Genomic DNA, 13,792 nt, shown 5'->3' with positions numbered 1-13,792 from the left:
TTGCTTCGCCGCGCTCGCAATGACCGACGGTTGTCTCGCTCATCGCCGCTTTCGATAGATCACGACGTCCTCGCCTTTGCGGTTCGTGCTCCGCTCGAGGAGATAGTTTGATCTTTCCAGCACGCGGCGGGATGCAGCGTTGGCGACATTGACGATGCCGATGAGGGACGGCAGCTTCAGGTGGGACAGCCCGATGTCCGTCAGCGCGGTCGCCGTTTCGCTGGCAAATCCCCGGCCCCAGAACTCGCGCTTTAACGCGTAGAGAATCTCGATCTCGTCGATGTCGTCCACGAGGATGTGCCGGAGGCCCGCTCGTCCGGCGAAGGCTCCATCTTTCGTTTGCAGTGTCCAGAGCCCGAAGCCGTGCTGGTCCCAATGGGCCATGTTGGTGGCGAGATAGGCCTTCGTTGTCTCCGCCGAACGCACCCCGCCGAGATAGCGTGACACCTCGGGATCCAGATGGAGCGCGACGAGATCGGCAAGGTGACTTTCGTTCAGCCTCTCGGCGGTGAGTCGGTCGGTCCTGAAATGGTTCATGGAGACAGATCGCCGCTTCCGTTGGCGGGTCGTTCATGCCGCTATCGCTGCGGGCTGATCATGGCATCATGCCCCTGTTTTGCCCGACGGGTCAACGGGCGTAGTCCGTAGATGGGGTAGCGGGCCGACCAACCAAGCCGTTGCGTCCGACGCAAAACACAAAGAGGAAAACACAAAAAGGCCCCGCCGAAGCGGGGCCCCTTGTTCGATCGTGTGGCTCGCACTAATCGTCCCAATGATGATAACGACGGATCACGACGCCGCGGTCGTAGTCGCGGTCGTGATAGTACCAGCCACGATGCCAGCCGCGGTCATGCTCGTATACGCGCGCGCGGGGGCCGTCATAATAGTCCCTGTCGCCGCCGACATAGACGCCGAAGCCGCCCGCGTTGGCGATGGTGGGGGTACCGATTGCAAGCGTCGCTAGCGCTGCGAGAGCGTAAGTCAGCTTCTTCATCTGTTCCTCCTTGGTTTGCGTCCGTCGCGAGTCAACGATCGCCACCATCGTCTGTTGCAGGAACGGGCAGGAAACTTTCTTGAATGGCTGTTCAGGTGGGTTGCGTTCAAGAACTTCATCGAAGCAGCCCGATGGAACTGCGCTAGGCGAGTCCCGCTGTTCCAATTGGTCCCCAATGACACGAGACATTGAACGGGCTGTCGCATATGGGGCAGAATGTGTGAGAGCGGTTCGGCCTTCGACTGTGTCGCCATCCTACGATGCTAAGGTTGCTGCGTTCTCACCGTTTGATGCGATAGATCACGACGTCCTCGCTGTGATGAATCGTGCTCTTCTCGAGAACATAGTTCGCCTTCTCCAACACGCGGCGGGATGCGACATGGCCGACGAAGACGAGGCCGATGAGGGATGGCAGCTCGAGTTGCGCCAGCCCGATGTCGGTCAGCGCGGACGCGATCTCGCTTGCAAGTCCGGCCACCCAGAATTCGCGCTTGAACGTATGGGCGATCTCGATCTCGTCCACGTCATCCACGAGGATGTCCCTGATGCCCGATCGCCCGGCGAACGCGCCGTCTTTCGTTCGGAGCGCCCACAGGCCAAAGCCGTGCTGGTCCCAATGGGCCATGTTGACGTCGAGAGGTCTTCGCCGCCACCGCCGAGCGCACTCCGCCGAGATAACGCGACACCTCGGCATCGAGATGCAGTACGACGAGGTCCGGGAGATGATCTGCGTGGAGTCGCTCGGCGATCAGCCATTCCGTGCTGAAGCGATCCATGAATTCTGATGGCGATTGGGTTGGCTGCGATCCCGACTGCTTGAAGGCCGACGATGCCATCCTGCCAGTATTTTTCCCGACGGGTCAACCGGCCCAAGTATCGAGACCGGAGGCGGCTCAAGTTGCCTCCGGTTGATTGGATCGATTGTTGATGCGCTCGCGCGCGTCTCAATAGCAGGGCGGATAGGGGTAATATCCGCAAGCCCGGCGATAGCCATAGGCCCCATAGGCCGCAGCTCCCGCCGCTGCCGCGCCGTAATACGCCCGCCGATGGACCCTGCGGTTGACGCCTGCAACGCTCATCGGCGTCAGGGGACGCCCGACGCGGGCTTCGGCGGTATCGACGGATACGGCGAGTGCATCCGCCGGCGAGTAGCGGAGCGACAGGGGCGCTGCCGTGAACAGCGCGGCGGTGACGAACAATCCGATCAGCTTGGCATGTCCAGCCATGTACTCTCTCCCTTTGCAGGACGACGAGCTAGCCTGACAGGCCGATGACCTCCGCCATTGACTAAAATCAAAGGTCGCAGTTCCGACGGGATCGCGAGTATCGCCCCGCGACGTCGATTGCCGTCCTCACCCCAAATTCGACGAGCCGTTCGATTTGATCTGCATCAAGCGTGGCGGTCGCGCCCGCACCGCAGCGACAAGTCGGCCGCTTGTGCTGGATGGCTTCGCGCGGCGGCGAGTCCGCGCGCACCATCGCAAGTGCATTGGCAACCGCGGTTGTCTCCGCTCGAACGACCGGCAGCTCCGCAGGGGCGCGGGGTGCAGGCTCAGTGATCGAAGGCGCGGATGTCTCCGCAGCGACCGCCGGCAAGGTCGTGTCGAGGATCACGCGCTCGGGCCATTTTCGGTCCGAGTGAATGCGTATGGCCGGCCGCTCCACGGCCGTCCTCTCGGTGACGGCGCCTTGGGCACACAAAATTCCGCCCCGAAGAGGAGCGCGAGCAATGCTGCGCCGATCTTCCAGAAGTACGCCAGCAACGGCATCTCGGTCGCTCCGTGCCCCCCACAATGGGCCCAGCTTGCGACGACCTTGCGTCATCCTTGGATTTGCTGCGAGAGCCGGCTTGATTCAAATCAAGCGCGCGAAGAAATCTCCAGCACCGCGTGGGTCATTGTTCGACCATGCCATGGTGCCCGTGTTTCGCCCGACGGAGCAACAGGTACGTCGGGATCAAGGCATGTGAGCGCGGAGGGGGTCCAGCGATGCGTTATGCGAGGAAATGCCGGGTTTTGCGGCGCGCCATCCGGGCGACGGCCGGATGGTTCCTTGCACAGGCGTAAGCCCTTGATTTCACAATCCCCGTCTACTGTGCATGGGGTTGTTTTCGCCGTTTTTGTTTTGGGAGGGGCTAGCCCGCCGCAAGCGCGACGGCGACGTTGTACGTCACGAGGCTCGCGGCATAGGCCAGCACCAGCATGTAGGTGAAGGTCACGCCCATCCATCCCCAGCTTCCGGTTTCGCGCCGGATCACGGCGAGCGTGGAGGCGCATTGCGGGGCGAAGATGTACCAGGCCAGCATCGACAGGGCGGTTGCGAGCGACCATTTGGTCGCCAGCACCTGGCCGATCTGCTCGGCCGCCTCCTTGCCGCCTTCGATCGCATAGACGGTGCCGAGGGCTGCGACCGCGACCTCGCGGGCCGCCATGCCGGGGATCAGCGCAACCGCGATCTGCCAGTTGAAGCCGACCGGCGCGAGCAGCGGCGCAAGCGCCATGCCGATCATCGCCGCCAGGCTGAAATCGATGGCGGGCTCGGTGCTGCCTGCCGGCGGCTGCGGGAACGAGGCCAGGAACCAGATCAGCACCATCATCGAGAAGATCGTGGTGCCGGCGCGCACCAGGAACATCTTGGCGCGGGTGTAGATGCCGATCGCGATCGATTTCAGCCGCGGCATTTTGTAGTCCGGCAGCTCCAGCATGAACGGTGCCGGCGCAAAGTCGCGCAGCATGAAAAACTTGATCAGGAACGAGACGACGAGCGCGCTGGTGATGCCGGCCGCATAAAGGCCGAACATCACGAGGCCCTGGAGATTGATGAAGCCCCAGACGTCCCTGGCCGGAATGAAGGCGGAGATGATCAGCGTGTAGACCGGAATGCGCGCCGAGCAGGTCATCAGCGGCGCGATCAGGATCGTGGTCAGCCGGTCGCGCTTGTTGTCGATCACGCGCGTCGCCATGATGCCGGGAATGGCGCAGGCAAAGCTCGACAAGAGCGGAATGAAGGCGCGGCCGTGCAGGCCGGCGCCGCCCATGATGCGGTCCATCAGGAACGCGGCGCGCGCCATGTAGCCGAAATCTTCCAGGAGCAGGATGAACAGGAAGATAATGATGATCTGCGGCAGGAACACGATGACGCTGCCGACGCCCGCTATCACGCCGTTCTGAAGGAAGCTCTGCAACAGACCGTCGGGGAGGGTGGCGTGGACGAACTCGCCGAGTACATCGAAGCCGGACTGCAGCAGCTCCATCAGCGGCTTCGCCCAGGCGAACACCGCCTGGAACATCACGAACAGGATCAGCGCGAGCACGATGAGGCCGGCGACCGGATGCAGCACCACGGCGTCGATCCGCGCGGTCCAGGTGTCGGGGCTAGCAGGCAGGCTGACGCAGTCGGCGATGATGCGGTCGGCCTCGCGCTGGGTGGCGCGCAATTCGCTGACGCTGAGCGCGCGCCAGCTGTTCTCCTGTGGCTCGGCGGCAAGCTTGGCCGAGATCTCGTCGGTCAGCGCGAGCAGGTCGGCCGTGCCGCCCCTGCGCACCGCGATCGAGGTGACCACGGGCACGCCGAGCTCCTTGGCGAGCCGCTCGACGTCGACAGTGATGCCGCGGCGGCTCGCGATGTCGAACATGTTGAGCACGAGGATCATCGGCCGTCCGGTGCGCTTGAGCTCGAGCAGCAGGCGGATGGTCAGGCGCAGATTGGTGGAATCGGCGACGCACAGCACGAGATCGGGCACCGTCTCGCCGGTGGCCTTGCCGAGCACGAAGTCGCGGGTGATCTCCTCGTCCGGGCTGCGGCCGCGCAGCGAGTAGGTGCCGGGCAGGTCGACCACCGAGACCTGGCGTCCCAAGGGGGTGACGAAGAAGCCTTCCTTGCGCTCGACGGTGACGCCGGGATAATTCGCGACCTTCTGCCGGCTGCCGGTCAGGGCGTTGAACAGCGAGGTCTTGCCGCTGTTTGGCGTGCCCACCAGGGCGAGATGCAGCAGGGGTAATTCCATGTATCAAGGGCCCGGGATGAGGCGTCCCGTCGCTATCTAAGCGACGATGATGGCCATGGCTTCGCGACGGCGGACCGCGATGGTGATGCTGTCGACTCGCACGGCGATCGGGTCGCCCCCGACCAGCCCCTCATGCAAGATCTCGACCCGGGCGCCCTCGACGAAGCCGAGTTCGATCAGGCGGCTCTCGAGCTCGACATCCGAGAGCGCCGAGCCCGCCTGCTTGGCGGCAAGGTGCTGGATGACGCCGGTATAGCCACGCTGGGCCAGGCCCAGCGGCATATGCGAACGCGTGTCGGTGGTGTCGGTCATGCCCTGTATTTTCAACGCAGGGCATTGAGGTCAAGCGCGCGCGCCCGCCGAAGCTGCATCTTAGAGTGATTTTAAACTGCAGAGGCCGGGGCGCCGTCGAGGGCGCCCCCTGACGGGCTATTGCGCCGGGACCTTGTCCGGCTGGGCGGCCATGGCCCGGCTCTTGAAGTAATCCAGGACGAAGAGACGGATCGCCGACGACAGATTGCCCTGCTGGCGGTTGTTGTCGATCTCGCCGACCAGCTCGGACAACGTCATGTTGCGCAGGCCGGAGATTTCCTTCATGCCGTTCCAGAACGCCTCTTCCAGGCTGACGCTGGTCTTGTGACCGGCGACGACGATCGACCGTTTCACGACCGGCGACTTCATGGCTGCTCCTCGCGATCGATCCGGTGCTGGTCCAGATGCTGCTTGGCCTGGTCCCCCCGCTTCTCCTCCGCCGACCGTTCCGCCTTCGTGCGCCCGAATTTCGCCCGGTTGGCGTCCGCCTGTTTCGCCGAGGCTTCCCGCTCGGCGCGCTTCCTGAAACGATTCAGGTTGATGACGTTCCCCATGCCGCGTCTCCATCATCCGCTCCTCTTCAGGCAGGATGAAACATTCAGAAACAGGGTGCCGCGTTGCGCCCCACAAGAGTTGATCGCCATTCGCTCGTCCTCGTCAATCGGCCCCTCGGGCCACCAAACGATAAATTTCGCCCGGTCGAGGGGCGGAAGGGCTGCGTAGCACGCCGCCCCGCCGCGACATTGACGGTAATCAAATCCCGCCCGCAAAACCGCATATTTTTGAGCGCCGAGCGTCCGTATCATTACGGAGGACTATCGGAATCTATCCCGGGCTGGTCATCTTCTCCGGGCGCACCAGGCGGTCGAACTCCTCCGCCGAGACGAAGCCGAGCCGCAGCGCCTCCTCCTTCAGCGTGGTACCGTTGGCATGCGCGGTCTTGGCCACCTTGGCGGCGTTGTCGTAGCCGATCTTCGGGGCCAGCGCCGTCACCAGCATCAGCGAGCGCTCCATCAGGTCTTTGATGCGCTTTTCGTCGGCGCGGATGCCGCTGACGCAATGCTCGGTGAAGGAGCGCGCGGCATCGGCCAGCAGGCGGATCGAGTGCAGCATGTTGTAGGCCAGCACGGGCTTGTAGACGTTGAGCTCGAAATGGCCCTGGCTGCCGGCGACGGTAATGGCGGTGTGATTGCCGAATACCTGGCAGCACACCATGGTCATCGCCTCGCACTGCGTCGGATTGACCTTGCCCGGCATGATCGAGGAGCCCGGCTCGTTCTCCGGCAGGATCAATTCGCCGAGGCCCGAACGCGGGCCAGAGCCGAGCAGGCGGATGTCGTTGGCGATCTTGAACAGGCCGGTCGCGACCGAATTGATGGCGCCGTGCGCCAGCACATAGGCGTCGTTCGAGGCCAGTGCCTCGAATTTGTTGGCGGCGCTTGTGAAGGGGAGCTTCGTGATCCCGGCAACGTGCTTTGCGAACAGTTTTGCAAAGCGCGGCTTCGAGTTGAGGCCGGTGCCGACGGCAGTGCCGCCCTGCGCCAGCGGATAGAGGTCCTTCACCGCGACCTTGAGCCGGGCGATGCCGCTTTCGACTTGCGCGGCATAGCCGGAAAATTCCTGGCCGAGCGTCAGGGGCGTCGCATCCTGCGTATGGGTGCGGCCGATCTTCACGATCTTCGAAAACTCCTTCTCCTTCTTGCGCAGCGCGCGCAGCAGCTCGCCGAGGGCGGGGACGAGATCGGCATTGATGCGGCTTGCGGCCGCGATGTGCATCGCGGTCGGGAAGGAGTCGTTCGACGACTGGCTCATGTTGACGTGGTCGTTGGGGTGCACCGGCTTCTTGGCGCCGAGGTCGCCGCCGAGCAGCTCATTGGCGCGGTTGGCGATCACCTCGTTGAGATTCATGTTGCTCTGCGTGCCCGAGCCGGTCTGCCACACCACAAGCGGGAAATGATCGTCGAGCTTGCCCTCGATCACCTCGCGCGCGGCGCGGATGATGGCATTGGCGCGGCGCTGGTCGAGCAGGCCGAGCTCGAGATTGGACTGCGCGGCGGCCAGTTTGACGATGCCGAGCGCATGCACCAGCGAGATCGGCATACGATCGGTGCCGATGCGAAAGTTCTGGCGCGAACGCTCGGTCTGCGCCCCCCAATAACGATCGGCGGGCACCTCGATGGGACCGAAGCTGTCGGTCTCGGTGCGGGTTGCGGGGCGTGAAGCGCGGGTCGTTTTGGCCATGAGCACATCCATTCTGCCGCGCGAAATGCCGCACGGCCTTTTCGTGTGCTTCTCTATATAGGCAGTTTGACCGTGTGCGACGGGCGCGGGCCCAACCTAGATCATTTCTTGCGGAAACGATCGAGCCGCACGACTTCGGCGCCGCCCTGGCTCGGCGGGGGCGGTTCATCGGCAGCTTCTGCTTTTTCCGTGGCAGGTGCCGGGACCGACACGGCCGATGGCGCGGGCGCTGCCGGCAAATTCTCGGGTGCGACCTCGGCGACGTCCGAGGTGTCGAACTGGAGGCCGAACTTCACGGATGGATCGAGGAAGCTCTTGATGGCACTGAACGGCACCACCAGCCGCTCCGGAATGCCGCCGAAGGACAAGCCGACCTCGAAACGGTCCTCGAGCACGGTCAGGTCCCAGAACTGGTGCTGGAGGATGATCGTCATCTCGTCCGGATATTGCGCGAGCAGCCGCGGCGACAACTTCACGCCTTCGGCCTTCGATACGAAGGTGATGAAGAAATGGTGCTCGCCCGGCAGGCCATGGGCCGCGGCATCGGTCAGCACCTTCCGCAGCACGCCGCGCAGCGCGTCGCGGGCCAGCACATCGTATCGGATATGATCGGTCGCCATGGTGGTCCTGTTGCATCCCCGAAGCCGGACCCTGCCGGCCCGACTCGCCAAGCCGCAATAGTACCGCGCCTGACGGATGAGCAGGAGTCCCCGCCGGGGAAGAAATCAAAAGAGTAAAGTGGAGGCTTCTGTTGCCAGGTGCCTCCGAACCCCGCCTAGCGGAGCTTAACCCACTAGGACTTTAGAGTGGTCTTTCAAACTGCGTTACGCAGCCTGAGCAACCGGAGCAAAGTTGTCGTTGGCAACTATTGCAGTAGCCCGATAACGGCGGAACAATACCGGGAAAAAGTACGCCCTTTACGCCCTCGTCGATCCTATTTCGCCCCCGCCAAAGCTCAGCTTCAGAACACGCCCGATACTGGGCTTTGGTGGAGGCGCCGGGTACCGCCCCCGGGTCCGAATGGTTTATTACGACGACCGTTTATTTCCATAGCCGGCGAACCGGCACCCCCAATATAGGGGGTAAAGGTCACAAAAAACAGAGGCTTGGAAGGGCGATCCTGTGGTTCCCTTTGGATAGGTTCCGGACCGTCCTGTCCTCGGATTCAGCACCGGCCGTCGAAGAGCCGGATCTCGCCGCCGCACCGCTCGGCCTGGTCGCCCTGTTCCTGGCCTTCGCCACGATGTCGCTGTTCGCCGTCGGCGGAGCCGCGGCGGCGGTGCCCGAGATGCACCGCATCGCGGTCGAGGTGAATCACTGGATGACCGACAAGCAGTTCACTGACGCCTATGCGATCGCGCAGCTCTCGCCAGGTCCAAACGTGCTTATCGTGACGTTAATCGGCTATGCCGTCGCGGGCATCCCCGCCGCGCTGGCCGCAACGCTGGCGATGTGCCTGCCGACGGCGCTGCTTGCCTGTTATGTCAGTCGGCTCCTGAACCGCCCCAGCCAATCGCGCTGGCCCGGCCTGATCCAGGCTGCACTGGTTCCGCTCTCGATGGCTCTGATGGCAGCGAGCGCCTTGATCCTGGCCCAGTCGACCGATCGCTCAATTGCTGCATTGCTTCTGACCGCGATTGTTGCGGTGGTTGCGTCCATTTCGCGCATCAATCCACTCTGGCCCCTGCTGGAGGCGTGTTGGGTTTTGCTGGCATTGTGTGATGAAAATCGCTAGGCAGTGATCCGGGCGGGGTATCCAGTTCCAGCCGATTTAGAACAACAGTGCTCGTGACTTAAGGGTCGCGGAGGAGACAAGCATGGCCGACACGATGGGCCACTCAGCGACGGCCACCCGAAATACCAAGGTGGCGCTCGGCTTTTGTCTGCTGGCGATTGCGCCGCAGATATTCGAATTGATCTGGTCGATCGGGACGATCTTCGGCTGGGGCACCGGCCGCGGCCCGACCGCTGTGGTGATCAGCCACGCCACGGCGTTGCTTGCCGGCGCGCCTGGAGCCTTGATTGGAGCGGCCAGCGGTGACACCAAGAAGGTATCGTCCGAGGTGCTGCTCGCGCTGATCTATTCCTACCCGCTGTTCGTGGTGGCGATCCTCACGTTTTTCATGACGATCCGGTCGGCTCAGGATTATGTCGGAGGCGTCGTCCTCATGGCGGTTGCGCTGTTCGCGCTGTGGGCAGGGAGCGACCTGCAGGGCATGCGGGGCTTCTCTTTCGGGGCGGGTACGGCGCCACGCATGTTCGGCGGACTCCTGGTCGCGTTATCGGCCGGAATCGCCTTGACCGGTCTTCTGACCGATGGGCCGCCAATGGCCCATTATTCCTGGCGCGGGCCGCTGTTCGTGATGGCCGGGATCCTGTTCTTCGCGCTGGCAATCCGGCCGCTCGGCCTCGTGGTCACGGGCTTTATCAGCTTCATGATCGCGGCGGCGGGCTCGCAGGAGACGCGCTGGCTTGAAGCGGCCATCGTCGGCGCCTGCCTGACGCTGGGTTGCGCAATCCTGTTTCCATACGTGCTCGGGCTGCCGATGCCGATGTTCCCGCGTTTCCTGGCTCAGTGAGGCTGTGATGGAGCTTTTTGCCAATCTCGCTCACGGTTTTGTCGTCGCCTTCTCTCCGATCAACCTGTTGATGTGCCTGATCGGTGCGCTGGTCGGCACGCTGGTCGGCGTGCTCCCGGGCATCGGCACCATCGCCACCGTCGCGATGCTGCTGCCGATCACCTTCGGCCTGCCGCCGGTCGGCGCACTGATCATGCTCGCCGGCATCTATTACGGCGCGCAATATGGTGGCTCGACCACGTCGATCCTGGTCAACATACCCGGTGAGGCGACGTCGGTTGTCACTGCCATCGACGGCCACCAGATGGCCAGGCAGGGCCGCGCCGGCCCGGCGCTGGCGATCGCCGCGATCGGCTCGTTCTTCGCCGGCTGCGTCGCGACCGTGCTCATCGCCGTGCTCGGCGCGCCCTTGACCAAGCTCGCGCTGGCGTTCGGTCCGGCGGAGTATTTCTCGCTGATGGTGCTCGGCCTGATCTTTGCGGTCGTGTTGGCCAAGGGCTCGGTGCTCAAGGCGATCGCGATGATCGTGTTCGGCCTTTTGCTGTCGATGGTCGGCTCGGATATCGAGACCGGCGCCTCCCGCATGGCCTTCAACATTCCGGAACTCGCCGACGGCCTCGGCTTTGCGACGGTCGCGATGGGCGTATTCGGCTTTGCCGAGATCATCCGCAATCTCGACGCCGGCGCCGAGATGAGCCGCGATCTCGTGCAGCAGAAGATCACCGGTCTGATGCCGACCAGAAAGGATCTGGTCGATTCGACTCCCGCGATCCTGCGCGGGACCGTGCTCGGCTCGATCCTCGGCATCCTGCCCGGCGGCGGTGCGACGATTGCATCATTCGGGTCCTATACGCTCGAGAAGAAGCTCGCCAGGAACCCGTCGCGGTTCGGCCGCGGCGCGATCGAGGGCGTCGCGGGGCCGGAGAGCGCCAACAACGCCGCCGCGCAGACCTCCTTCATCCCGCTGCTCACGCTCGGCATCCCGCCGAACGCGGTGATGGCGCTGATGGTGGGCGCGATGACCATCCACGGCATCGTGCCGGGCCCGCAGGTGATGCAGAAGCAACCCGACCTCGTCTGGGGCATGATCGCCTCGATGTGGATCGGCAATCTGATGCTGATCATCATCAACCTGCCGCTGGTGGGAATCTGGGTCCGCCTCCTGCGCGTGCCGTACCGGCTGATGTTCCCCTCGATCGTGATCTTCTGCGCGATCGGCATCTATTCGGTGAACAACGCGCCGGTCGACGTCATCCTTGCCGGTGTGTTCGGTCTCGTCGGCTACTGGCTGATCAAGCACGATTTCGAGCCTGCCCCGCTGCTGCTCGGCATGGTGCTGGGACCGCTGATGGAGGAGAACCTCCGCCGTGCGCTGCTGATCTCGCGCGGCGACTGGAGCGTGTTCGTGATGCGTCCGTTGTCGGCGGTGCTGCTGGCGGTCGCGGCGGGCCTTCTCGTCCTTACGGTGCTGCCTGCGTTGCGATCGAAGCGCGACGAGGTGTTCACCGAATCCGAGAACTGAAACATGATCCGGAAAAGCGCGAAGCGGTTTTCCGGAAACATCATGCTCATATGAAAGCCGTGCTCGCCTGCGTCGACGCGCCGCATTCGGAAGTCGAATCGACTTGTGTGACGGCTTCGTGAAATGAAAATGCCGGCCTTTGGGCCGGCATCTTTGTTTGTGTTCAAGGGACCGATACCATGACCTTCATTCGCGCGCTCACGGGCGCATGTGCCGTAGCGCTCGCCTCGTTGGGCCTTGTTGCACCGGCTGAGGCGCAGACCTATCCGACGCGCAGCATCACCACGATCGTGCCGTTTGCGGCCGGTGGCCCGACCGATGTCGTCGCGCGCATCATCACCGCGCACATGGCGCAGACGCTGGGACAAAGCATCATCATCGAGAACGTCGTCGGTGCCGGCGGCACCACCGCGACGACGCGCGCTGCGCGCGCGGCCAATGATGGCTATACGCTGATCACCGGCCACATGGGCACCCATGCGGCATCGGTGCCGCTCTATCCGAAGCTCGCCTATCATCCCGAGAAGGATTTCGAGCCGATCGCGCTGCTCGCGGGCACACCGATCCTGATCCTCGCACGCAGGGACTTTCCGCCGAAGGATCTGAACGAGTTCGTTACCTATGTGAAGGCGAACACAGAGAAGTTGAATGCCGCGCATGCCGGTGTCGGATCGGTCTCGCACGTCTCATGCGAGCTTCTGCACTCGATCCTCGACATCAAGCCGGTCGGCGTGCCCTTCAACGGTACGGGCCCTGCGATGAATGCGCTGGTGGCGGGCCAGGTCGACTACATGTGCGACCAGATCGTCAACGCGGTGCCGCAGATCAATGCCGGCACCATCAAGGCCTATGCGATCGCAACACCGGAGCGCAATCCGTCGCTGCCGAACGTGCCGACGACGGTGGAAGCGGGCTTGCCGAAGTTCCAGGCCCAGGCTTGGAATGCGATGTTCGCCCCGAAGGGAACCTCGCCTGCGATCGTGGCGAGTCTGAACGCAGCGGCCGCCAAGGCGCTCGATGACGAGACCGTGCGCAAGCGCCTGCTCGAACTCGGCAGCGTCATCCCGGGTCCCGCCGAACGGACGCCGGAAGCGCTGGCCACCCTGGTCAAGAACGAGATCGCGAAGTGGACCCCGGTGCTCAAGCCGGCGACTTAGGCAACGCAATCAAGCTGATAGGCAGAAGGGCGGGACGTCAGTTCCGTCCTTGTCGTTTGTGCCGGGAACACTCATTTTTCCGGGTATAATCGATGGGAGTAGCGAATCGCCGCTGTCGCAGCACCGGGGTGGCCGTTAAGTTCGCCGCCTCCCCAAAGGCTGCCGTCTTCTTGAGGTTTTTGGCACATGCACCAGTATCAGGACCTGCTCGAGCGGATTCTTTCAGACGGCGCCGAGAAGACCGACCGAACGGGCACCGGCACGCTCTCGGTGTTCGGCCACCAGATGCGCTTCAATCTGTCCGCCGGCTTCCCGATGCTGACCACCAAGCGGCTGCCGCTGAAGGCGATCGTGCACGAGCTGCTCTGGTTCCTGAAGGGCGACACCAACATCAAGTATCTGCGCGACAACGGCGTCACCATCTGGGACGAATGGGCGGATGCCAATGGTGATCTCGGCCCGGTGTACGGTCATCAATGGCGCTCCTGGCCCACGGCCGACGGGCGCAGCATCGACCAGATCGCCAATGTCATCGATATGATCAAGCGCACTCCAGATTCCCGCCGGCTGATCGTCACCGCCTGGAATCCGGCCGACGTCGAGAAGATGGCGCTGCCGCCTTGCCACCTGCTGTTCCAGTTCTATGTCGCGAACGGCAAGCTGTCGTGCCAGCTCTATCAGCGCTCGGCCGACGTCTTCCTCGGCGTGCCCTTCAATATCGCCTCCTACGCGCTGCTCACCATGATGGTCGCGCAGGTCACCGGCCTGAAGCCGGGCGACTTCGTGCACTCGCTCGGCGACACCCACCTCTACTCCAACCATCTGGAGCAGGCGCGGCTTCAGCTCACCCGTGCGCCGCGCGCGCTGCCGGTGATGCGGATCAACCCCGATGTGAAGGACATCTTCTCGTTCCGCTACGAGGATTTCGAGCTCGTCGGCTACGACCCGCATCCGCATATCAAGGCGGACGTCGCGGTCTAG

The 13,792-nt window shown here is 63.5% G+C and carries 13 protein-coding genes, 1 other RNA gene and 2 pseudogenes; 5 read left to right on the top strand and 11 right to left on the bottom strand.

Going from position 1 to position 13,792, the window contains the following annotated elements:
* Positions 1-39: 39 nt before the first annotated feature.
* The 11 genes and pseudogenes from EAV90_RS16425 to ssrA all read right to left on the bottom strand — a co-directional run bounded on the left by EAV90_RS16425 (position 40) and on the right by ssrA (position 8,658).
* Positions 40-537, bottom strand: coding sequence for a GNAT family N-acetyltransferase (locus tag EAV90_RS16425; RefSeq protein ID WP_129144007.1), 498 nt, complete (start codon positions 535-537; stop codon positions 40-42).
* A 223-nt stretch (positions 538-760) separates the two neighbouring features.
* The gene (locus EAV90_RS16420) at positions 761-994 is read right to left on the bottom strand and encodes a hypothetical protein (RefSeq protein WP_122406510.1); all 234 of its coding nucleotides are present in this window, start codon (positions 992-994) and stop codon (positions 761-763) included.
* 280 nt (positions 995-1,274) lie between these two features.
* Positions 1,275-1,770 (bottom strand): annotated as a pseudogene (locus EAV90_RS16415) (GNAT family N-acetyltransferase).
* Between the two features lie 168 nt (positions 1,771-1,938).
* Complete coding sequence (locus EAV90_RS16410; protein ID WP_122402019.1) at positions 1,939-2,220, bottom strand: hypothetical protein; 282 nt, start codon at positions 2,218-2,220, stop codon at positions 1,939-1,941.
* 908 nt (positions 2,221-3,128) lie between these two features.
* Entirely contained in the window at positions 3,129-5,000 is a 1,872-nt protein-coding gene (feoB, locus tag EAV90_RS16405) for a ferrous iron transporter B (protein WP_129144006.1), read from the bottom strand.
* A gap of 36 nt (positions 5,001-5,036) precedes the next feature.
* Positions 5,037-5,312, bottom strand: a complete 276-nt coding sequence (locus EAV90_RS16400) for a FeoA family protein (RefSeq protein WP_122402022.1) — start codon at positions 5,310-5,312, stop codon at positions 5,037-5,039.
* Between the two features lie 117 nt (positions 5,313-5,429).
* A complete protein-coding gene (locus tag EAV90_RS16395) occupies positions 5,430-5,681 on the bottom strand; it encodes a ribbon-helix-helix domain-containing protein (protein WP_025038043.1) in 252 nt (83 codons plus the stop codon).
* Positions 5,678-5,866, bottom strand: a complete 189-nt coding sequence (locus EAV90_RS16390; protein ID WP_122402023.1) for a DUF4169 family protein — start codon at positions 5,864-5,866, stop codon at positions 5,678-5,680. Before EAV90_RS16390 ends, EAV90_RS16395 begins: the two co-directional genes overlap by 4 nt.
* A 271-nt stretch (positions 5,867-6,137) precedes the next feature.
* Complete coding sequence (fumC, locus tag EAV90_RS16385; RefSeq protein WP_129144005.1) at positions 6,138-7,565, bottom strand: class II fumarate hydratase; 1,428 nt, start codon at positions 7,563-7,565, stop codon at positions 6,138-6,140.
* A gap of 89 nt (positions 7,566-7,654) precedes the next feature.
* The gene (locus EAV90_RS16380) at positions 7,655-8,173 is read right to left on the bottom strand and encodes an SspB family protein (protein ID WP_122402025.1); all 519 of its coding nucleotides are present in this window, start codon (positions 8,171-8,173) and stop codon (positions 7,655-7,657) included.
* A gap of 117 nt (positions 8,174-8,290) precedes the next feature.
* Positions 8,291-8,658: a transfer-messenger RNA gene (ssrA, locus tag EAV90_RS16375) on the bottom strand.
* 138 nt (positions 8,659-8,796) lie between these two features.
* Between ssrA and EAV90_RS16370 the strand changes: the two are divergent.
* The 5 genes and pseudogenes from EAV90_RS16370 to EAV90_RS16350 all read left to right on the top strand — a co-directional run bounded on the left by EAV90_RS16370 (position 8,797) and on the right by EAV90_RS16350 (position 13,792).
* Positions 8,797-9,275, top strand: a pseudogene (locus EAV90_RS16370) (chromate transporter).
* Between the two features lie 95 nt (positions 9,276-9,370).
* On the top strand, positions 9,371-10,132 hold the full coding sequence (locus EAV90_RS16365) for a tripartite tricarboxylate transporter TctB family protein (RefSeq protein WP_129144004.1): 762 nt from the start codon (positions 9,371-9,373) through the stop codon (positions 10,130-10,132).
* A 7-nt stretch (positions 10,133-10,139) separates the two neighbouring features.
* Positions 10,140-11,654, top strand: coding sequence for a tripartite tricarboxylate transporter permease (locus EAV90_RS16360; RefSeq protein ID WP_162500176.1), 1,515 nt, complete (start codon positions 10,140-10,142; stop codon positions 11,652-11,654).
* A gap of 179 nt (positions 11,655-11,833) precedes the next feature.
* Positions 11,834-12,811: a tripartite tricarboxylate transporter substrate-binding protein gene (locus tag EAV90_RS16355; protein ID WP_129144003.1), complete on the top strand. Its 978-nt coding sequence runs from the start codon at positions 11,834-11,836 to the stop codon at positions 12,809-12,811.
* A gap of 186 nt (positions 12,812-12,997) precedes the next feature.
* Complete coding sequence (locus tag EAV90_RS16350) at positions 12,998-13,792, top strand: thymidylate synthase (protein ID WP_122402029.1); 795 nt, start codon at positions 12,998-13,000, stop codon at positions 13,790-13,792.

Source organism: Bradyrhizobium vignae, from assembly GCF_004114425.1.
Lineage (GTDB): Bacteria > Pseudomonadota > Alphaproteobacteria > Rhizobiales > Xanthobacteraceae > Bradyrhizobium > Bradyrhizobium vignae.
The sequence above is the reverse complement of the archived record's forward strand: the minus strand, read 5'-3'. Positions and strand labels throughout refer to the sequence as shown.